At 68.8% G+C, this 17946-nt stretch carries 20 protein-coding genes; 9 read left to right on the top strand and 11 right to left on the bottom strand.

The window, feature by feature from the left end; translation table 11 throughout:
• Positions 1 to 120: 120 nt before the first annotated feature.
• The 4 genes from NB3_RS03240 to NB3_RS03255 form a co-directional block, all read right to left on the bottom strand.
• Positions 121 to 1176: an aminotransferase class I/II-fold pyridoxal phosphate-dependent enzyme gene (locus NB3_RS03240; RefSeq protein WP_067796218.1), complete on the bottom strand. Its 1056-nt coding sequence runs from the start codon at positions 1174 to 1176 to the stop codon at positions 121 to 123.
• Positions 1173 to 2186: a 3-oxoacyl-ACP synthase III family protein gene (locus NB3_RS03245; RefSeq protein ID WP_067796559.1), complete on the bottom strand. Its 1014-nt coding sequence runs from the start codon at positions 2184 to 2186 to the stop codon at positions 1173 to 1175. The genes NB3_RS03240 and NB3_RS03245 overlap by 4 nt, the downstream gene beginning before the upstream one ends.
• Positions 2187 to 2214: 28 nt before the next feature.
• Positions 2215 to 2874 carry a DUF8713 domain-containing protein gene (locus NB3_RS03250; protein WP_157111472.1) on the bottom strand — a complete coding sequence of 220 codons (660 nt, stop codon included), beginning with the start codon at positions 2872 to 2874 and terminating at the stop codon, positions 2215 to 2217.
• Between the two features lie 66 nt (positions 2875 to 2940).
• The gene (locus NB3_RS03255; RefSeq protein ID WP_067796224.1) at positions 2941 to 4611 is read right to left on the bottom strand and encodes a thiamine pyrophosphate-binding protein; all 1671 of its coding nucleotides are present in this window, start codon (positions 4609 to 4611) and stop codon (positions 2941 to 2943) included.
• Between the two features lie 137 nt (positions 4612 to 4748).
• Here NB3_RS03255 and NB3_RS03260 point away from each other — a divergent pair, with 137 nt between their 5' ends.
• The 3 genes from NB3_RS03260 to NB3_RS03270 all read left to right on the top strand — a co-directional run bounded on the left by NB3_RS03260 (position 4749) and on the right by NB3_RS03270 (position 7131).
• Positions 4749 to 5279: an EXLDI protein gene (locus tag NB3_RS03260; RefSeq protein ID WP_067796227.1), complete on the top strand. Its 531-nt coding sequence runs from the start codon at positions 4749 to 4751 to the stop codon at positions 5277 to 5279.
• A 116-nt stretch (positions 5280 to 5395) separates the two neighbouring features.
• Positions 5396 to 6367, top strand: a complete 972-nt coding sequence (locus tag NB3_RS03265) for an ATP-binding cassette domain-containing protein (RefSeq protein ID WP_067796229.1) — start codon at positions 5396 to 5398, stop codon at positions 6365 to 6367.
• Positions 6364 to 7131 carry an ABC transporter permease gene (locus NB3_RS03270; RefSeq protein ID WP_067796232.1) on the top strand — a complete coding sequence of 256 codons (768 nt, stop codon included), beginning with the start codon at positions 6364 to 6366 and terminating at the stop codon, positions 7129 to 7131. The genes NB3_RS03265 and NB3_RS03270 overlap by 4 nt, the downstream gene beginning before the upstream one ends.
• A gap of 59 nt (positions 7132 to 7190) precedes the next feature.
• Here NB3_RS03270 and NB3_RS03275 read toward each other — a convergent pair whose 3' ends face one another.
• The 3 genes from NB3_RS03275 to NB3_RS03285 form a co-directional block, all read right to left on the bottom strand.
• Positions 7191 to 7946: an anti-sigma factor family protein gene (locus NB3_RS03275; RefSeq protein ID WP_067796235.1), complete on the bottom strand. Its 756-nt coding sequence runs from the start codon at positions 7944 to 7946 to the stop codon at positions 7191 to 7193.
• Positions 7943 to 8479: a sigma-70 family RNA polymerase sigma factor gene (locus NB3_RS03280; protein WP_280516563.1), complete on the bottom strand. Its 537-nt coding sequence runs from the start codon at positions 8477 to 8479 to the stop codon at positions 7943 to 7945. The genes NB3_RS03275 and NB3_RS03280 overlap by 4 nt, the downstream gene beginning before the upstream one ends.
• A gap of 132 nt (positions 8480 to 8611) precedes the next feature.
• Positions 8612 to 9256: a YqgE/AlgH family protein gene (locus NB3_RS03285; RefSeq protein ID WP_084485733.1), complete on the bottom strand. Its 645-nt coding sequence runs from the start codon at positions 9254 to 9256 to the stop codon at positions 8612 to 8614.
• Positions 9257 to 9394: 138 nt separating this feature from the next.
• Here NB3_RS03285 and NB3_RS03290 point away from each other — a divergent pair, with 138 nt between their 5' ends.
• Positions 9395 to 10156: a lysophospholipid acyltransferase family protein gene (locus tag NB3_RS03290; RefSeq protein ID WP_067796238.1), complete on the top strand. Its 762-nt coding sequence runs from the start codon at positions 9395 to 9397 to the stop codon at positions 10154 to 10156.
• On the opposite strand, the gene NB3_RS03295 is transcribed toward NB3_RS03290, so the two are convergent.
• Complete coding sequence (locus NB3_RS03295) at positions 10150 to 10461, bottom strand: GNAT family N-acetyltransferase (RefSeq protein WP_067796241.1); 312 nt, start codon at positions 10459 to 10461, stop codon at positions 10150 to 10152. The two genes, NB3_RS03290 and NB3_RS03295, sit on opposite strands and share 7 nt — an antisense overlap.
• 159 nt (positions 10462 to 10620) lie before the next feature.
• On the opposite strand from NB3_RS03295, the gene NB3_RS03300 reads away from it, so the two are divergent.
• Positions 10621 to 12210, top strand: coding sequence for an alpha/beta fold hydrolase (locus tag NB3_RS03300; protein ID WP_067796565.1), 1590 nt, complete (start codon positions 10621 to 10623; stop codon positions 12208 to 12210).
• 333 nt (positions 12211 to 12543) lie between these two features.
• Positions 12544 to 13662 carry a glycerate kinase gene (locus NB3_RS03305; protein WP_067796244.1) on the top strand — a complete coding sequence of 373 codons (1119 nt, stop codon included), beginning with the start codon at positions 12544 to 12546 and terminating at the stop codon, positions 13660 to 13662.
• On the opposite strand, the gene NB3_RS03310 is transcribed toward NB3_RS03305, so the two are convergent.
• Complete coding sequence (locus NB3_RS03310; RefSeq protein ID WP_067796247.1) at positions 13659 to 14009, bottom strand: winged helix-turn-helix transcriptional regulator; 351 nt, start codon at positions 14007 to 14009, stop codon at positions 13659 to 13661. The genes NB3_RS03305 and NB3_RS03310 overlap by 4 nt on opposite strands.
• Before the next feature lie 93 nt (positions 14010 to 14102).
• Here NB3_RS03310 and NB3_RS03315 point away from each other — a divergent pair, with 93 nt between their 5' ends.
• The 3 genes from NB3_RS03315 (at position 14103) to NB3_RS03325 (ending at position 16599) form a co-directional block, all read left to right on the top strand.
• Complete coding sequence (locus tag NB3_RS03315; protein WP_084485707.1) at positions 14103 to 15032, top strand: NAD(P)-dependent oxidoreductase; 930 nt, start codon at positions 14103 to 14105, stop codon at positions 15030 to 15032.
• A gap of 163 nt (positions 15033 to 15195) precedes the next feature.
• A complete protein-coding gene (locus tag NB3_RS03320) occupies positions 15196 to 15984 on the top strand; it encodes an ArsR/SmtB family transcription factor (protein WP_067796253.1) in 789 nt (262 codons plus the stop codon).
• 168 nt (positions 15985 to 16152) lie between these two features.
• Positions 16153 to 16599: a nitroreductase/quinone reductase family protein gene (locus tag NB3_RS03325; RefSeq protein ID WP_067796255.1), complete on the top strand. Its 447-nt coding sequence runs from the start codon at positions 16153 to 16155 to the stop codon at positions 16597 to 16599.
• 2 nt (positions 16600 to 16601) lie between these two features.
• On the opposite strand, the gene aroQ is transcribed toward NB3_RS03325, so the two are convergent.
• Both aroQ and abmR read right to left on the bottom strand, forming a co-directional pair.
• On the bottom strand, positions 16602 to 17051 hold the full coding sequence (gene aroQ / locus NB3_RS03330; RefSeq protein ID WP_067796258.1) for a type II 3-dehydroquinate dehydratase: 450 nt from the start codon (positions 17049 to 17051) through the stop codon (positions 16602 to 16604).
• A 51-nt stretch (positions 17052 to 17102) separates the two neighbouring features.
• Positions 17103 to 17702 (bottom strand): ATP-binding transcription factor AbmR, encoded by a 600-nt coding sequence (gene abmR, locus NB3_RS03335; RefSeq protein ID WP_067796261.1) that lies wholly within the window; start codon positions 17700 to 17702, stop codon positions 17103 to 17105.
• Positions 17703 to 17946: the final 244 nt, after the last annotated feature.

The following is a 17946-nucleotide window of genomic DNA, read 5'->3' on the forward strand; positions in this document are numbered from 1 at the left end:
GGCGTACATGGCGGCGTCGCTCGGTCCAGTTGCGCGCTCAATCTCCAGTTCCGCGTAGTCCACGATAGTGGACCTGTTGCGCCAATGGTCAGCGGACACAGAAGGATGCAAGCGTGCAGCTCAAAAGTTGTGCGCAGATGGGCGCGGCCTGGAAGTGAGGGCCACGAGCACCGCATGGTCGGACGACGGGTCGCCGACGGCGATGCGGGCGCTGCCGTCTGCGTAGTACTTGGCGGCTATGCCCGCGCGGCGCAGGGCCGTTGTCGTGCCGGGGCCGGGGATGTACAGGAAGTTGGCGTGGCTCTCCGGAATCGCGTAGCCACGGGCCAGCAGTGCGCCGCGCAGCGCGTCTCGCGCTTCGGTGATGCGGAGGGTGCGCGCGGCGAGTTCGGGTTCGGCGGCGTAAGAGGCGGCGACCGCGGCCACCGCCGCCGCGCTCACTCCGAAGGGCAGTTGCAGCTTGCCGATCCGCGCGATCAACTCGGTTCGGCCGAAGGCGTAGCCGATGCGCAACCCGGCCAAACCGTACGCCTTCGAAAAGGTCCGCAGCACAATCAGATTGGAGTGCTTCGCGATCAACGCGCGCGGGTCGGCGTACTCGGTGGCGCCGAGGAATTCGACGTACGCCTCGTCCAGCACGACCGGAACCCGGCTCGGCACATCGGACAGGAACGCCTTCAGCTCGTCGGCGGGGACGACCGTTCCGGTGGGATTGTGCGGACGGCACACCACGATCAGCGCGGTGCGCCGGTCGACGGCCCGCCGCATCGCCCGCAGGTCCTGGTTCCCCGCCGCATCCAGCGGCACCGGTACCGCGGTGACCCCGGTCATCTCGGCCATGATCGGATACCCGTCGAAGGTCGGGGCGCTGTAGACGATCTCCGCTCCCGGCGTGGTCAGGGTCTGCAGAATTTGCAGCGCCACGCCGGTCGCCCCCGACCCGACCACCACCTGGTCCGCCCGCACACCGAGGTGTCGCGCGATCAGCAGCGGCAGGCGTTGCGGCGAGAACTCCGGGTACCGGTTGGCCTCGGCCAGCGTCATCTGCACCGCCCGCAGCACCGAGGTCAGCGGCGGGAACGGGTTCTCGCTCAGGGCGAGGTCGAAGCGGGGCGGCACCCGCGACGCGCGGTGCCTGTGGGAGGGCCGGGTGCCGTCGACGACGTGCACGCTCATCGCGCGGCTCCCCAGCGGACGGCGGCCGCGCCCGCGAAGTCGCCCGCGTGCGCGAACGCCGCCATCAGCACCAGCGATCCGTTGGGCAGCCGTCCGGCCCGGTTCTCCACGTCCAGGGTCACCGGAATGCCGGCCGCGAACAGGTTTCCACAGGAGTCGAAGGTGTCGGGGTGGCGGTCCGGCGGCAGTTCCAGCGCGTCGTGCCAATTGCGCAGGAACAGCCGGTTCGGCTGGTTGGTGACGAACGTGTCCACGTCACGTCCCCGCACGCCGATCCGATCACACACCGCGAGGGCGACTTCCGGCACCAGCCGATTGCCCCTGGCGAACACCTTGGTCACCTTGGATTCGGTGAAGCTGACGCATCCCTGGCCTTCGCCCGGCTCCCAGTACTTGCGCTCGCCGTTCGTAGAAAAGTCCATGTCTCCGGCGAATTCGGGATAGGTCCGGCATTCGATGTCGAGGATCGGCGCGCTGTCGTCCTTGCGCAGCAGTCCGACCCCGCAGCCGTCGCCGGGCACCGGAGCCTGCGCCAGCTTGCGGATCTCGGTCTGGGTGAACACCGGTCCCGCGCAGTTCTGCGTCGCCGCGATCAGCGCGGTGCGTGCGGCCGTGGTCTGCAGGATCATGCGGGCCATCGCCATCATGTGCACGAACGCCGCGCAGCCGCCGTTGTGCACGTCGTAGACGGACGACGGACGGATGCCGAGCCGTCGCGCCACCTCCGGCCCACAGCCGAGCACCGGATTGTCCGGCAGTTGGGTGTGCGTGATCAGGACGTCGACCTCGGCGATCGCGTCGGCGCCGTTGCGTTCGATCAGCGGTGCGACGGCACGCTCGACCATGTCCACCGCGGTCTCGTCGCGCGCGACGTGGTGGCGGCCCTTGGGCGCGCGGAACATGACGTTCTTCGCCATCCGATCCGAGCGCGCGAACTGGGTGAAGTACTCGGTGCCGACCGGCTCGCCGGGCAGGTACGAGGCCACGTCGACGAGACTGACCTGCGGCAGATGTTGTTGCGTGGGGATCACGTGCGTCTCACTTCATCCAGTCGGGCTTGATGGGCAGGCCGTGCGCGGCCCGGTACTCGCAGATGGCTTTGAGGTTGTCCATCTCCAGCTGATGTCCCGCCGAGAACATCTCCCAGAAATCGCCGACCCACACCGGCCGCTGCGGCGGCGCGGTCTCCGGATAGGGGTTGGCGTCGTAGAACGGGTGTTTGCAGTTCATCCACAGCACCACCGAACCGGGCTTGTGGAACACCACCTGCGCGTCGACCACGCGCAGCAGGTAGATCATCCACAAGTGTTTGCCCTGGTCCCAGGCGCAGTGGTAGTCGACAGTCATAGCGTCGGGGTTGGCGACGGTGCGGGTGAAGATCTTGGTCTCCGAGCCGAGCCGGTCGTAGGCCAGCCAGAGCCCGGGTTCCTCGGTCTCCACGAACCCGCGCAGGCTGTAGGTCCACTCCTCCAGCGACCTGGTGTCGGCGAGGTATTCGTAGACCTCGCGCGGCGGCGCGTCGATGTACGCCTGCACCGGACAGAATTCGCCGTAGATCTGGTCGTGCGGATACACCGACCGCAGCATGTCCATGATGATCGGCGTGGTCGCGTCCTTGTCGGAGTTCTCGATGCGGAGCACGCCGGGCACGGCCTCCTGCGGGATGTCGCTGAGGGCGGGGAGGGAACTGGTGGTCACGGTGTTACTCCTTCGGGTGGGCGTCGGCGGCGCCGCCGCGGGGGCGTTCATCGGTGATCGCGGGGATTACTCCACGGTGGTCAGGAAGGGCAGGAACGGGGGAATCTCGTCGGGATCGCATTCGATCGAAAGGAACGACGGCCCTTCGGTTTCCAGGCAGCTCCGGAGCGCGGCGGCGAGCTCGCTGCCGGTGCGCACGGAGAACGCGGGCAGGCCGGGGAACATCGCGGCGATGCCCGCGCCCAGGTCGGCCGGGCGGAATCGGTTGAAGCTGTAGTGGTCCCCGTAATACAGCTGTTCCCTGGTCAGGCACATGGCGTGCGCGTTGTTGTTCAGCACGACGAAGGTGACCGGCAAGGCGTGCTCGATCGCGGTGTGCAACTCCATGCCGTGCATATAGAAGGAGCCGTCCCCGGCGATGACCACCGTCCGCCGGACGCCGCCGGTTCGGGCGTGCCGGGCGAACGCGGACCCGATGCCCGCGCCGAAGGCGTATCCCATCCCGCCCATGCCGAGGGCCACCACGAACCGCCCGTCGCGCGGCACCCGGAGGTGGTGCACCACCGAGGCGCCGGTGTTGCCCGCGTCGGCGAACACGTCGGTGCCCTCCGGCAACGCGGCGTCGATCGTCTCGACCACTTCCTGGTACCGCAGACCGGGACCGGAGGACTCGGGCACCCGCAGCGAAGTCAGCGGTTGCGCCGCGCGCACGCGTTCGGCTCCGGTGGTGCCGTCGTCCAGTTCGCCGGCCAGTTCGGCGAGCGTTCGGGACAGATCGGTGCTGGTCGCGTGGATGGCGGGCAGGTAAGGCGGCGCCAAGCCGATGCTCGCGACCGTTCGGTCGGCGAGCGCGCTCTCCGAGCCCGCGCGGGCGGTGACCGGCAATCGAGTGCCGACCAGCAGGCACAGCGCCGAGGAGCGGATGGCCGCCGCCAGTTCCGGGTGACCCATGGTGCCCGCGACGCCGCAGAAGGCCGGATCGGCGTTGTCGTAGACGTCCTTGGCGTCCGGCGTGACGCCCACGGCGGCGTCCAGGGCGGTGGCCAGGCGGGCCAGTTCGGCGCGCGCGTCGTCGCGCGCGACCTGATCACCGGCGATGATCACGATCTTCCCGATGTGCCTGGCCGTCGTGAGCGCGTCGCGCACGCGAGCGAGCCCGGCCTGGTCGGATCGATGCGCCCTAGGGGCCGGACAGAGCGGCGCGATCGGGCCCGCGTCGGCCTGCTGCACGTCTTTGGGCAGCAAAAGCACCGCCGGACCGCCACGACGGGCGGCCAGCACCGCTCTGTCCAGCCGATCTGCCAGGTCGGCCGCGGTTTCCACCCGTGCGCAATAGGTGCTGACCGCGCCGAAGAGGCGGACCGCGTCGATGGCTCCCGCGCGCCCGCTGGTGTCCTGGAAGGCGCCGTTGCCCTCCAGCGTGGTCGGGGGCTGCCCGACCAGGGCGAGTACCGGCACCCGCGAGGCGAACGATTCGGCGAGCCCGGCGACGAGGTTCATCGCGCCGCCGCCGGAGGTCGCGGCGACCACGCCGAGCCCGCCCGTGCCGCGGGCGTACCCGTCGGCCATGGTGGCCGCCGAGAACTCGTGTTTCGCGACCACCCCGGTGATCCGGTCCCGCGCGTCGAAGATCGCGTCGTAGAGGTCTTCGATATTGGCGCCGTCCACTCCGAAGATGTGGCGCACGCCCAGTGCCGAAACCGTTCGCACCAGATGGTCCACGACCCGAGTCCGCATCGGCACTCCTTTCCGCTGACGAGACTTCGACTGCGTACACGAGTGATACGGGCGCGGCCGCCGATCGGTTCAACGGCGGCTCAGAAGAGACGATGACCGATCTTGCATGTACGTATACATCTACGTATAGTTGGGTCATGCCCAACAAGACGATCTACGTTGCCGATGACGACCTCCCGCTGTTCCAGCGCGCGCAGGAGTTGGTCGGTGGCAATCTCTCGGGGGCGGTGGTCACGGCGCTGCGCCGGTTCATCGAACTCGAGGAGGGCCGGCTGGAGGGCTATGACGAGATCGTGCTCAAGGTCGGTCGCGACGGTGTGCGACAGGTCCGCTTCTCCGGCACTCTGCTCGGGGAGTGGCACGAGGTAAACGATACGCGGATCGAGCACGTCCAGGTCTATCGCAGCCGTAAGGGCAAATTCGTGATGCACGCCCAGTATTCGAATTGGGACGAATATCCCGCCGAGGTGGGTACGAACTGGCTCAAGGACTGGCGGGACCCGAAGAGCTGGCGTCGCTTGCTCGGCGTCGGGCAGCAGGACTGGGGTGACTTCCACTTCGTCGTGGTGGATTCGCTCGACGAGTTGAAGGGCCGACTGCCCGACAAGCTCTACCGGCGACTGGTCGACGTGGCCGAAGGGCCGAAGATCGAGGATCTGGACATCTAGCCGCCGCATCCGCCAGCACGAACGAATCGACCGGCACCGCGCCCCAGTAGGGGAGCGGTGTGGATAAAACATGCTCACATGCGCATAGTGGAATTAATTTCAGAAAGGAAGAGCCCATGGTGAACGGCCATCGCGCGCCCGCCGTCTCGGTGCACGGCCTGCGGAAATCTTTCGGCGAGCAAGTAGTGCTCGACGGGATAGACCTCACCGTCCCGGAGGGCACGGTCTTCTCCCTGCTCGGGCCGAACGGCGCGGGCAAGACCACCACCGTGCAGATCCTCACCACCCTGATCCGCCCGGACGCGGGCGAGATCCGGGTCGGAGGCCACGATCTCGCCGCCGAGCGCAAGCAGGTGCGCGCGCGGATCGGCGTCACCGGGCAGTTCTCTGCCGTCGACGAATTGCTCACCGGCCGGGAGAACCTGCTGCTGATGGGCGACCTGCACCACCTCTCGCGCCGGGACAACCGCAGGCTGGCGGCGGATCTGCTGGAGCGCTTCGACCTGGTCGATGCGGCGGACAAGACGGTGTCCACCTACTCCGGCGGCATGACCAGGCGCCTCGATCTGGCCATGACGCTGGTCGGCGATCCGCGCATCATCTTCCTCGACGAGCCGACCACCGGGCTAGACCCGCGCAGCAGGCGGGCGATCTGGGACATCATCCGCGGGCTGGTCGACGATTACCGCGTCACGGTCTTCCTCACCACCCAGTACCTGGAGGAAGCCGACCAACTCGCCGACCGCATCGCCGTGCTCGACCGCGGCAAGCTCGTCGCCGAGGGCACCGCGCCGGAGTTGAAGCGGCTGGTGCCCGGCGGCCACATCCGCCTGGAATTCGCCGATCGAGCCGCCCTGACCGCCGCGGCCGATGCGCTCGGCGCCGTGGCCCCGCCGCAGGACGACGAGGAGAACCTCACCCTCGCGGTGCCCAGCGACGGCGGCGTGAAATCGCTGCGCGCCGTGCTCGACCGGCTCGACTACGAGCGGATCGAGGTCGAGGGTCTCGCCGTGCACACCCCCAACCTCGACGACGTCTTCCTCACCCTCACCGGCCACGCCCCGACCGAAAAGGAACCCGTGCGATGAGCATGTCCTACGCCCTCGCCGATTCGGCGACCATGCTGCGGCGCAATCTCGTGCGCGCCAAGCGTTATCCGAGCATGACCTTCGGCGTCATCGTGATGCCGACGGTGCTGCTGCTGGTGTTCAACTTCGTCTTCGGCGGCGCGCTGGAGAAGTCCTCCGGCGGAAACTACATCGACTATCTCGCCCCGGGCATGCTGCTGATGATTCCGGCGTACATGACGGTCTCGGTCGCGGTGTCGGTCGCCACCGACACGACGAAGGGCATCGTGAACCGGTTCCGCACCATGGACATCGCGCAGTCGGCCATGCTGACCGGTCACGTGGTCGGCGCGCTGATCCAGGCGCTGATCGGCATCGCCGCGATGACGGGCGTCGCACTGCTCATCGGTTTCCGCCCGAACGCGAACCCGGTCGAGTGGCTCGCCGTGTTCGCGTTGCTCGCGGCGGTGATGTTCGCGCTCACCTGGCTTTCGGTGGCGCTCGGCCTGCTCGCGCCGAACCCCGAAAGCGCGAGCAACTCGCCCTTTCCGCTGGTGATGCTGCCGTTCCTCGGCAGCGGCTTGGTCGCCACCGACACCATGCCCGCCGGGTTGCGTCAGTTCGCCGAGTACCAGCCCTTCACGCCGTTCACCGAGACCATCCGCGGCCTGTTGATGGGCACCGAGATCGGTGACAACGGGATCATCTCGCTCGCCTGGTGTGTCGGGCTCGCCGCGGTCGGCTACCTGTGGTCGTCGTCGATCTTCCGGCGGCAGACGCGCTGAACCGGTCGCAAGCGCAGACGATCCCTCGCAGGCAGTGGCTGCGGGGGATCGTTCATTGCTCAGACCGTGCCGGTGAGCACAACCTTCCCGGTATTCGCCGCGCGGATCTCGACCGAGCGGACCTGGTCGGGCTTGCCGTCGATGGTCTGGTCGACGGTCAGCTCGGTGCCGGGGCCTGCCGGCCACTGGCCGAGCTGTTCTTGCCTGCCGTTGACGCGGGTGACGTACAGCACGAGATTCGGGCTGTAGGGCAATGGCTCGCCCGGAGGATAGCTGCATGTCATCACGAGTCGCGTCTGGTCACCCGCCGCGATCAGCTTGAAGTTCGCGGAGACCGGCGTCGGCTCCACCGGCGTCATCTGGCGTTCGGCGAAAGCCTGCTCGCTGGTGCCCGGCGCCGGCGCGTTGTGGTTTCCGGCCACCGTGACGGCGATCGGAACCGCGATCGCCACCGCGGCCGCGGCAGAGGCCAGCGCGACGCCGACCGACGTCCAGCCGCTGCGCCTGCGGCGGCGCTCGGCCGCGTCGGCCAGCCGCGTGGGCGGCGGCGGAAGCTCGGGCATGGGTGGCGGCGGAAGCTCGGGCATGGGTGGCGGCGGCGGCACGGCTTGCGCGGGCGGTTCGATCATCGAGGTCGCCACGTCGGCGTCCACGAGGGCGAGCATGCCGGGCAAGCCCGCCAGTTCGGCCACGGCCGCGCGGCAGTCGAGACAGCTCGAGAGGTGGCTCTCGTACTGCAAGCGCTCGTCGCGGGTGAGCGAGCCGAGCACGTACGGGGCGTCCCACGTGCTGAAATCGTCGGTGATGTCCGTCACTGGTTTGTCACCCCCATCTCCTGTAGTGCCAGGCGCAATGCGCGCATGCCGTAGTGCATCCGGGACTTCACCGTGCCCGCCGGGACGTCCAATTCCTCGGCGATCTGGTGGGTCGACAGCCCCCGGTAGTAAGCCCGCACGATCACCTCGCGATGATCGGCGCTGAGTCTGCCGAGCGCGTCGGCGACCAGCCACCCGTCCAGCGCGCGGTCGGACTGGTCCGGGGCGGCCTGTTCGGGCGGGTTGTCGGTGCGGAACTCGCGCCTGCTGCGGGCGCTGCGATGCTCATCCACGGCCAGATTGCGCGCCACGGTGAACAACCACGCCCGCGCCGACATGGTGGACTGATCCAGGACATTCGGTCGTTGCCAGGCCCGCAGCAATGTTTCCTGCACGATGTCCTCTGCCCGCCCCGGATCCCGAACCAGGCCGAGCGTGTACCGCCACAGGGGTGTGGCGTGTTCGCGATAGAGCGCCCGCATCAATTCGGATTGATCGTCGGGCCGGCCCGTCTCGCCGCGTGTCTTGGGCACAACTGGATACCTCTCCGCTCGAGTTGCGGGGTCGGTCGGTAGGCGCAGCCGACGAGTCACCCATGCTCTTGCCGGTTCAGTTGTCGTGTCTCATGTCGTGTCTCCTTCGGTCCCTTCGAGGAGTACACGGTCTCAGTTGCGTTCGAGTTCAATCGGATGTGTAGCGAGCAGGGACAGCGGGAGCGGCTGGCGGCGCAGCACATGCGCCCACAGGTCGGGGCGGCCAGTGCTGATCGGGTCGGACGGCAGGGCCGACACCACGATCCAGTCGTCGTTCTCCAGCTCGCCCTCCAGTTGGCCGAAGGTCCAGCCCGCGTAACCCGCGAAGATCCGGATACCCTCGACCAGCGGGCCGACCCGCTCCGGATCGGCGTCCAGGTCGACCAGGACGACGCGTCCGTCGATGCGGCGCAGCCCGGGGACACCGTCGATCCGCGCGCCCACCCGCACCGTGCCCAGGCACAGCGCGGCGTCCCGCTTCACCGGGCCGCCGATGAACAGCGTGCGTGGGGCCGCGACCGCGTCCGTCCAGCGCGGCAGCACCTCGTGCACGGCCGTGTCGCTCGGGCGGTTCAGCACGACGCCGAGACTGCCCGCCTCGTTGTGCTCGATGATGTAGACGACGGTGCGCCGGAAGGTCGGCTCGACCAGCTCGGTGGCCGACACCAGCAGCGTCCCGGCACGAACCACCTGCTCGCCGTGCCGGAACTCGCGTCGCCTGCGGTCGCCGTGCCCGCCGCGGGTCTTCCGATCGTCCGGGTCTTCTGCGCGTGCCACTCCGACATCATCGCAGCTGTTCGCCCACAATGCGCCTTCTGCGGCCGACTTCTGCCTTCCGGATTTGCCGGAGGGGTCGCGGGCGGGGTGCAGGACATCACGTTGCGCCGCCGCCGCCACCTCGTAGAGTTCCACGTCATGGAACCGCCCGAGGTGCGCCTCGAGAACAACGACACCGTGTACGACTTCTACCGCGACCATCGTCAGAACCGCTTGAAGGCCTGGGGGGCCTACGCCATTCTCGGCCGCCGCTACCATCCGCGCGTCACCTACGCCGACGGCGCGCGGGAAGCGCTGCGCGCGGTGATCAGGCAGAACCGGCCGCTGCTGATCGCGATCAACCATCTGTCCGAGAACGACCCCTACACCGTGGCCGCGGCGGCGTGGCGCAGCGGGCTACGGCGGGTGATCGGCCGGGTGCGGGTGCTGGCCAAGGACGAACTGTTCGCCGACCCCGATCAGCGGCGCAAGATCGACATGATGGGCGGCATCCCGGTGTTCCGCGGCAAGGACCACGGCATCCGCGCGGTGAACGCCGCGGGCCAGCGCATGATGGACGTCTGCGCGGAGCGGATGGCCCGTGGCGACGGCATCGCGGTCTTTCCCGAGGGCACCTGCAACGATGTGGACCCGACTCGCGTGCAGGCGGTGGGCAGCGGCATCGGGCACATCGCGTTCCGGGCGATGAAACTCGGCGCCGAGCCCGCGCTGGTGTCCATGGCGCTGAGCTACGGACCGCGCGCGGACCCGACGGTGCCGCCGACGAAGGAGGAGGCCAAGGGGGCCAGCTTCTACTTCAATGTCCCGGTGCTCGAGCTGCCGCCCCGCCCCGGCGACATCGCCAAGCTGGTGCGCGCCGATCTACAGCAGGCGCTGGACGGAGCCGTCGCGGCCTACTGAGGCAGGTTCAGCCGGTCGCGCGCCCAGTGCGGCACCATCACCAGATATTCGGGGCGGGTCTCGATGAAGTGGTGGACACTCCGGCACATGGGCAGCGCGCCGAGCTTGTCGTCGCGGGTGCTGTCGAGGGCGGTCTCGATCAGCAGCCGCGCATAGCCCTGCCCCTCGTAGCGGGGGTAGATCTCGGTGTGCACGAACGCCCGCTCGGAGGCCGTGTCCTGGTATTCGGCGTAGCCGGCGATCGCACCGTCGACGTAGATCTCGAAGCGTTCCAGTGCGGTGTTGTTGCTGACCTCGGTCGACATGGCTCGACGCTACTCTGTGCGCCGGTGTCCCGGTAAATCACACTCCCGGCCGGGCGGAATCCCGCCATCGACTTGTCTGTCCCGGCGGGCCTGCGCAGAATGCTCTTGGTCGGGTCCGTCGTCGCGCGCGAGCGGGCAGGCTCGGGGAGGTACCGGAACATGGTGAGGACACTGCGGGTTTCACGGTTCGCGGCCGCCGTCGTGGCCGCGGGCCTGCTCGGCGGATCGATCGTCACCGGCGTCGCCGATGCCGCGCCGGGGGTCGCGTTCGGCGAGTGTCCCGAGGGTTCGGTGCCCGCCGATCGGGGCGTGCGGTGCGCCGTTGTCAGCGTGCCGATGAACTACGCCGACCCTGGCGGCGCGAAGATCGAGCTGACGGTCAGCCGGATCGCGGCCACGGGGGAGCGGGAAGGCGTGCTGTTCGCCAATCCCGGTGGGCCGGGCGCGGATGCGCTCGACTACTGGTCGCGGCGGTCGGACGTGTTTCCCGCGGCGCTCGCCGAGCATTACGACCGGCTCGCCGTCCAGCCGCGTGGATTACGTTGGGCCACACCGCTGCGATGCGGGGCGAGCACGAAGAACGCGGACGGTCAGCAGGTCTCGCTCGGCGGCGGCAACCGCGACGAGATCAAGAAGGCCTGTGACGCGGCGCAGCCCGGCTACCTGGACACCATCACCACCGAGAACACCGCGCGCGACCTCGACGCCGTGCGCGCCGCGCTCGGCTTGGAGCGGATCGGCTACCTCGGCACCTCCTACGGCACGTATCTCGGCGCGGTGTACGCGGCACTGTTCGGCGACCGCGTGGATCGGATGGTCCTGGACTCCAACGTCAACCCGGACTGGGTGTGGACCGAGGAGTTCGCGCAGCAGCAGGTCGCGGGCAAACAGCGCCTGGACGATCTGTTCGCCTGGATCGCCGGACACGACGGTGAATACCACCTCGGCGACACGGCGTTGCAGGTCTACCGCACCTGGGTCCGGGTGGCGGCCGGGCAGGGCGGCGGCTGGTACGCCAACCTCACCCCGCCGCCCGCGAGCATCGCCGACCTGCCCGGCGCGCTGCCGGAGCCGTTGGCCGAGATCGCGCGGGACGGCTACACCGGCAGCGTCGAGCAACTCGGCAAACTCCAGAACTTGTTGCGCACTCTGGTGAGCGGCGGTGTGTCCGCGCAGGTGCCGTTGCTCGGCGCCACCACCGTGGCCACCTACACCCGCACCTTCTGGCCGACCTTCGCCCGCGCGCTGGCCGACGCCGCCGCCGACCCGGCGAATGTCCAGCGCCTGCGTGCCATCGAGGGCGCGACCTCTACCGACCCCACCGGGCGGTTCGTGTTCAGCGCGATCACCTGCAACGAGAACGCGGTGGCAGGGAGGCCGGAAATGCTCGGCGCCGCGGTCGGCACCATAGCCTCCGGAGGCAACGCCATGGACGCGCGGGCCGACCTGGTGCGCTCGGGAATGGCCTGCGGCACCTGGAAACCGGTGACGAAGCCGGTGCCGATCACGGGCACGGCCCTGCGCACTCCGCCGCTGGTGTTGCAGAGCCGCCACGACGCGCTGACCAAGTATGAAGGCGGGCCCGCCATGGCCGCGGCCTTGGGCGGCGCGCTGGTCGTCGTGGACGGCGGCGACCACGGCACGTTCGGCCGCGGCAACCCTGCGGTAGACGAAGCCGTGGTCGACTATTTGCGCACCGGAAAGGTGGAGATCACGCGGGCCGCTGAGGCTCCACTGCCCGCGCGCTGAGCGTTCCGTTCGGCGGAAGCGGCCCGCGACCAGCGCTCGGCCGCCGACTTGTTACGACCCTCGTCGGCCCGCTCTCGATCCGGTTGGCTGGTGCCGACCGTCGTGCGCCGCGACCGGCGTGCAGGTCCGGATGCTCGTTCCCTATCCGCTGTCGGCGAACCCGCAGTAGCCGGTCAGCGGCGCCTCGGCCCCGCACTCTGGCGTGCGAATCCGCCGGTCGCGGCGCGGGCCACCACTTCCGCGTGCGGGAAGCGGCCTCGCCGGAGATCAGCGACGCACACGACGACGCTGTCATGTGGTGCGCCGCGTGCGGTCGCGGCCGAGAATGTGGGGATGGCATCCGCTGCACGAGTGATCCTCGCTCCGGACAAGTTCAAAGGGTCGCTAGCGGCGCCGGAGGTGGCGGCCGCGCTGGCTGCCGGGTTGCGGCGGAGCGCACCGGACGCGCAGATTCGGCAGGTGCCGGTCGCGGACGGCGGTGACGGCACGGTCGAAGCGTTCATAGCGGCGGGCTGGACGCGGGTGGAGGTGACCGCGCCGGGGCCGACCGGAGTTCCGCGTCGCACGTCGTATGCCCGGCACGGTGCGACGGCGGTCGTCGAACTGGCCGCCGTGGTCGGCCTGGCGCTTCTGCCCGAGGGACGGCCGGATCCGCTGGACGCGAGCACGTATGGACTCGGCGTGGTGCTGGCGCACGCGATGGAGCACGGCGTGACCGAGATCGTGCTCGGTCTCGGCGGCAGCGCCTCCACCGACGGCGGCGCGGGAATGGCGCGGGCGCTCGGCGTGCGCATCCTTGATGCGGAGGGACGGGAATTGCCGCTCGGCGGAGCGGCTTTGGCCCAGGCCGCACGGCTGGACCGTTCCGGCCTGCACCCCGGTGTCGCCGGTACGACGATCACGCTGGCCTGTGACGTCGACAATCCGCTCCTCGGGCCGACCGGCGCGGCGGCGGTGTACGGGCCGCAGAAGGGCGCAGGGCCCGCCGAGGTGGACCTTCTCGACAACGCGCTCGCGGCGTGGGCGCAACTGGCCGGTCCGCAGTTCGCACGCCTCCCCGGCGCGGGCGCGGCGGGCGGAACCGGTTTCGGCGCGCTCGCCTTGCTGGGCGCGCGTATCCGCAGCGGTATCGAGGTCGTGCTCGAATTGCTCGATTTTCCCGCCTTGCTCGCCACCGCCACCCTCGTGGTCACCGGTGAGGGTTCGCTCGATCAGCAGAGCTTGCACGGCAAGGCGCCGGTCGGCGTGTGCGCGGCCGCGCGCAAGGCCGATGTCCCGGTGATCGTCGTGGCGGGTCGCACGCTGCTCGGGTCCGACGACATCCGGGCCGCGGGCTTCGCGGGCAGCTACGCGCTCGCCGATCTGGAACCCGACCCGGAACGTTCGATGGCCGAGGCGGCGGCGCTGCTCGAACGCGTCGGCGCGCGGATCGCCGCCGAGTGGCTCGGTTAACTCGCCGACGCCAGAAGGTTCGCGGTCAGTTCGTGCTTGTGCCGACCGCCCCACTCCTCGAGCGGACGCAGCGCCACGGCCAGTTCCTCGCCGAGCGGCGTGAGCGAGTACTCCACCCTGGGCGGGACCTCGGGATAGACCTCACGGTGCACCACACCGCTGGCCTCGAGCTGACGCAAGTTCTCGGCGAGCACCTTCTCGCTGACTCCGTCGAGCAACCTGCGGATCTGGCCGAAGCGCTGGGGGCCCATGCCGAGCACCCACATCAGGTGCATCTTCCACTTGCCGCCGACGACATCGATCGCGACCGTCATGCCGCAAACTTCGTGATCCCCGTCACTGCTCATGCCCACCGCGCTCCTTTGACCTCGTTTCGAACCTCGAGGTAAGCAACCGCACCTCCACGTTCGGTCTTCCCGACTCTACCTGCGGGAACGACGATGAATGCCGGCGCCGAAGCAAGCAATCATCGAGAATCGAAGGGACACATCATGTCCGAGCAGACCACCGCCCGCGCTGTCTCCGTCGTCGGCCTCGGGCCGATGGGGCAGGCGATGGTCAGGGCCTTCCTGGCCGCAGGCGTCGAGGTGACGGTGTGGAACCGCAGCCCCGAGAAGGCCGACGCAATGGTCGAACTGGGCGCGAAGCGCGCCGCGACCGTCGCCGAGGCACTCGACGCCAACGAGGTCACCGTGCTCAGCCTGACCCACTACGCGGCGATGTACGACGTGCTCGGTCCGGCGACCGGCCACCTCGACGGCAAGGTGATCGCGAATCTGTCCTCCGACTCGCCGGAGCAGGCCCGCAAGGGCGCGGCGTGGGTCCGCTCGCACGGCGCGCAGTTCCTCTCCGGTGGCGTGATGTCGGCGGGGGACAACATCACGCATCCCGCGTCCTACATCTTCTACAGCGGTCCGCGAGCGGTGTTCGACGCGCACGCCGAGCTGCTTCGCCCGCTGAGTCCGCAGGAGTACCTGGGCGCGGACGACGGTCTCGCGCAGATCTTCTACCAGGGGCTGCTGACCATCTTCCATCCATGGCTGCTCGCGTTCGACCAGGCCACGGCGATGATCGACAAGTCAGGTCACGATGTCGCCGAGTTCGTCCCGTTCGCGATCCGTTCGGCCGCCGCCTTCCCCTATTTCATGGAGGAGCACTCGGTCGCCAACAAGAACGGCGGGTGGGCGTCGCTGGCGAGCCTGAAGATGATGGACGCGGGCGCGCAGCACGTCATCGACGCGAGCGAGGAAGTCGGCGTCGACGCGGTCCTCTCGCACACCGCCCAGGAGCTGTGGCGCAAGGCCGTCGCCGCCAGTGAGCGGGCGGGCAAGCCCATTTCCACGTACGCGCTGCTTCGCGATCCCTCCTGACCGCCACGCCCCCGCCCCGGCGGAGTCGGCGGGTCCTCGCACTCCTCGTCGCGGACCCACCGGTTCTTCCGGGGCGGGTGGCTCTCAGGGGTTGATATGCAGCCTCATGGCTGCCTATTGTGTAAATAGGCAGCCGCAGGGCTGCGTATTTGAAAGGTGGGCGATGGACGAGGTGTTTCGGGCGCTGGCCGACCCGAACCGGCGGCGGCTGCTGGACAGCCTGAATCGGCGCAACGGACAGACGCTGCGGGAGTTGTGCGCCGGACTGGCGATGGCCCGCCAGTCGGTGAGCAAGCATCTCGCGGTGCTGGAGGCGGCCAACCTCATCACGACCCGGCGCAGCGGCCGGGAAAAGCTGCACTACCTCAATGCCGAGCCCATCAACGCCATCGCCGAACGCTGGATCGATCGGTACCACCGCGGGCGCGTGCACGCCCTCGCCGACCTGAAGAGAGCACTGGAGGAACCACCCATGGGCGACAACGCATTCGTCTACACGACCTACATCAAGACCACCCCGGAAAAGCTGTGGCAGGCGCTGACCGATCCGGCCTTCACCAACCGCTACTGGGGCGCGAGCTTCGACACGGATTGGCGTCCCGGCTCGGAAATGACTTGGCATCAACAGAACTGGACCAGCAAGGACCCCGGACAAGTCGTGCTGGAGGCCGACCCGCACCGCCGCCTTTCCTACACCTGGCACACCTTCGACCCGGCCTTCGCCGAGACCTTCGACATGAACCCCGACGACGTCGCCGCCTGGTCCCGCGAGCCCCGCTCGAAGGTGACGTTCGAACTCGAGCCCCAGGGCGAAGTGGTGAAGCTGACGGTGGTCCACGACGGCTTCGAACCCGACAGCCCCGTGCTGCAAGCGATCACCACCGGCTGGCCCGGCATCCTCTCCAACCTCAAAACCCTGCTGGAAACCGGCGAACCCCTCCCGGTCCCATAGATCCTTCAAGATCAACGGCACCTGGTGGAGGAACCACTCGCGAAATGCCGCAGCCATGTGCCGTTGATCTTGGTCTCCGCACGAGCGAGAGCGGTGCTCTTGACTTCATGGGCACTGCTGTGGAACAGTTCTCTCTATAGAGAGCAGTGCTCACAACAAGGAGTCGTCATGGATCTCAACACCCGCTACATCGGCCCGGCCGGATTCGACGCGGTGTTCAACCGGATCGCCAACCTGCTGCCCAAGCTGGGCATCAGCGTGATGGGGTCGCGGCTGCTCGCGGTGCGCGGGCGCAAGAGCGGGGAATGGCGCACGACGATGGTCAACCTGATGGTGCGGGAGGCCGGTGAGCGCTTCCTGGTCGCGCCGCGCGGGCACACGCAGTGGGTGCGCAACCTGCGCGTGGCGGGCGGGGGCGAGCTGCGGCTCGGCCGCAAGGTCGAGGCGTTCACCGCCACCGAGGTGGCCGATGCCGACAAGGTGCCGCTGCTGCGCCTCTACCTGCGGAAGTGGGGCTGGGAAGTCGGCAGGTTCTTCGAGGGCGTGACCAAGGACGCCACCGACGAGGAACTCGCCGCCATCGCGCCGGGCTTCCCGGTCTTCCGGTTGAACTGAGTTCAGGCCGAGCCGGCCAGGAATTCGATGGCGGCGGCGTAACCCTGGATGCCCATGCCCGCGATCACGGCGGTGGCGATCGGCGAGATGTAGGAGTGGTGCCGGAACTCCTCACGCGCGTGCACATTGCTGATGTGCACCTCGACGATCGGGACCTCCGGGATCACCAGCGCGTCGCGCAGCGCCACCGAGGTGTGGGTGAGGCCGCCGGGATTGATCACGATGCCCGACTCGGCCCCGCGCGCCTGGTGGATGCGATCGATCAGCGCGCCCTCGGAATTGGATTGGAAGGCGACGATCTCCCGGTCGAACTTCGCCGCGGTTCGCTGACACAGCTCCACGACGTCGTCCAGCGTCGCCGACCCGTACACCTCGGGCTGCCTGATGCCGAGCATGTTGAGGTTCGGCCCGTTCAGAACCAGGATCGGGCCCGGCGTCGCGGTCGCAGCCATGCACGGCAAGATACCGCGCCCCGCCGCGCCACTAAGACCGGGCCCGATCGGCTACAGCCCCTGCGGCCCTTCCGAGCGCAGGTCGTCGACCTTGCGCATGGCTTCGCGCAGTTCCTCCAACCACGTCTCCGCGTGCTTGCCCGCCAGCTTCACCGTCCAGGCGAGCGCGTCGGCGCGGGAACGGGCGACGCCCGCGTCGACCAAGGTGTCGAGCACCTTGCGTTCGGGCTGGCGCAAACGGGTCATCACGGGCACGGCCAGATGGGTGAACAGGATCCGTTCCCCGTCCACCGACACGCCCCACGCCACATTGCGCCGGTAGCGGTGCTGCGCTTCGTTCGCGATCTGCATCCGGGCGGGCCGGGTGGACTCGCGGAACCGGGCGACCGCTCCCTCCTTCGTCGCGCGGGGCACTTCGTCCGTCGCGGCTTCGGGCTCGTCGGCCTCCGGCTTCTTCTCCGGTTGCGGGATAGGCAGCTCACCGATGACGACGATCTCGTCCCGGTCGACCTCGATCACCGGCGGACCGGTGAACCAGTCGCTCGGCAATCTTCCCGCGAACCAATCGGGCACATCCGACGGGTCGGGCAGGTCGGCTTGCTGCCAGCCGCCCGTGCGTCCGAAACCCCGGCCGCGGTGCGCGCTTCTCATGACGGGTCACCTACTTACTGTGGTGCGATGCTTTCAGTGATTACAAGATTACGTCGCAATGGCGGTAGGGGCGTTCCGCTGTGTGCGAACAAGGGACCGGTTGCTTCGACCCGCACCCGAGGGAGTATTTATTGATTCCGAAACGTCGACTCGGGTGGTAACCGCGCGACTTTTCGGGATGGCCGGTACGGTAGCGGCGCCGGTTGCCTCCGACCGGCTGGACGATGATCATGAAAGGCCCCCC

Source organism: Nocardia beijingensis NBRC 16342 (genome assembly GCF_001612785.1).
GTDB classification, from domain to species: domain Bacteria; phylum Actinomycetota; class Actinomycetes; order Mycobacteriales; family Mycobacteriaceae; genus Nocardia; species Nocardia beijingensis.

What these genes read in the sequence shown, in the direction of transcription:
- abmR (WP_067796261.1), bottom strand. Translation starts at nt 17,702, where the DNA reads ATGAGAAGCGCGCACCGCGGCCGGGGTTTCGGACGCACGGGCGGCTGG.
- NB3_RS03290 (WP_067796238.1), top strand. Translation starts at nt 9,395, where the DNA reads ATGGAACCGCCCGAGGTGCGCCTCGAGAACAACGACACCGTGTACGAC.
- NB3_RS03260 (WP_067796227.1), top strand. Translation starts at nt 4,749, where the DNA reads ATGCCCAACAAGACGATCTACGTTGCCGATGACGACCTCCCGCTGTTC.
- NB3_RS03305 (WP_067796244.1), top strand. Translation starts at nt 12,544, where the DNA reads ATGGCATCCGCTGCACGAGTGATCCTCGCTCCGGACAAGTTCAAAGGG.
- NB3_RS03270 (WP_067796232.1), top strand. Translation starts at nt 6,364, where the DNA reads ATGAGCATGTCCTACGCCCTCGCCGATTCGGCGACCATGCTGCGGCGC.
- NB3_RS03295 (WP_067796241.1), bottom strand. Translation starts at nt 10,461, where the DNA reads ATGTCGACCGAGGTCAGCAACAACACCGCACTGGAACGCTTCGAGATC.
- NB3_RS03320 (WP_067796253.1), top strand. Translation starts at nt 15,196, where the DNA reads ATGGACGAGGTGTTTCGGGCGCTGGCCGACCCGAACCGGCGGCGGCTG.
- NB3_RS03255 (WP_067796224.1), bottom strand. Translation starts at nt 4,611, where the DNA reads ATGCGGACTCGGGTCGTGGACCATCTGGTGCGAACGGTTTCGGCACTG.
- NB3_RS03315 (WP_084485707.1), top strand. Translation starts at nt 14,103, where the DNA reads ATGAATGCCGGCGCCGAAGCAAGCAATCATCGAGAATCGAAGGGACAC.
- NB3_RS03240 (WP_067796218.1), bottom strand. Translation starts at nt 1,176, where the DNA reads ATGAGCGTGCACGTCGTCGACGGCACCCGGCCCTCCCACAGGCACCGC.
- NB3_RS03325 (WP_067796255.1), top strand. Translation starts at nt 16,153, where the DNA reads ATGGATCTCAACACCCGCTACATCGGCCCGGCCGGATTCGACGCGGTG.
- NB3_RS03265 (WP_067796229.1), top strand. Translation starts at nt 5,396, where the DNA reads ATGGTGAACGGCCATCGCGCGCCCGCCGTCTCGGTGCACGGCCTGCGG.
- aroQ (WP_067796258.1), bottom strand. Translation starts at nt 17,051, where the DNA reads ATGGCTGCGACCGCGACGCCGGGCCCGATCCTGGTTCTGAACGGGCCG.
- NB3_RS03300 (WP_067796565.1), top strand. Translation starts at nt 10,621, where the DNA reads ATGGTGAGGACACTGCGGGTTTCACGGTTCGCGGCCGCCGTCGTGGCC.
- NB3_RS03310 (WP_067796247.1), bottom strand. Translation starts at nt 14,009, where the DNA reads ATGAGCAGTGACGGGGATCACGAAGTTTGCGGCATGACGGTCGCGATC.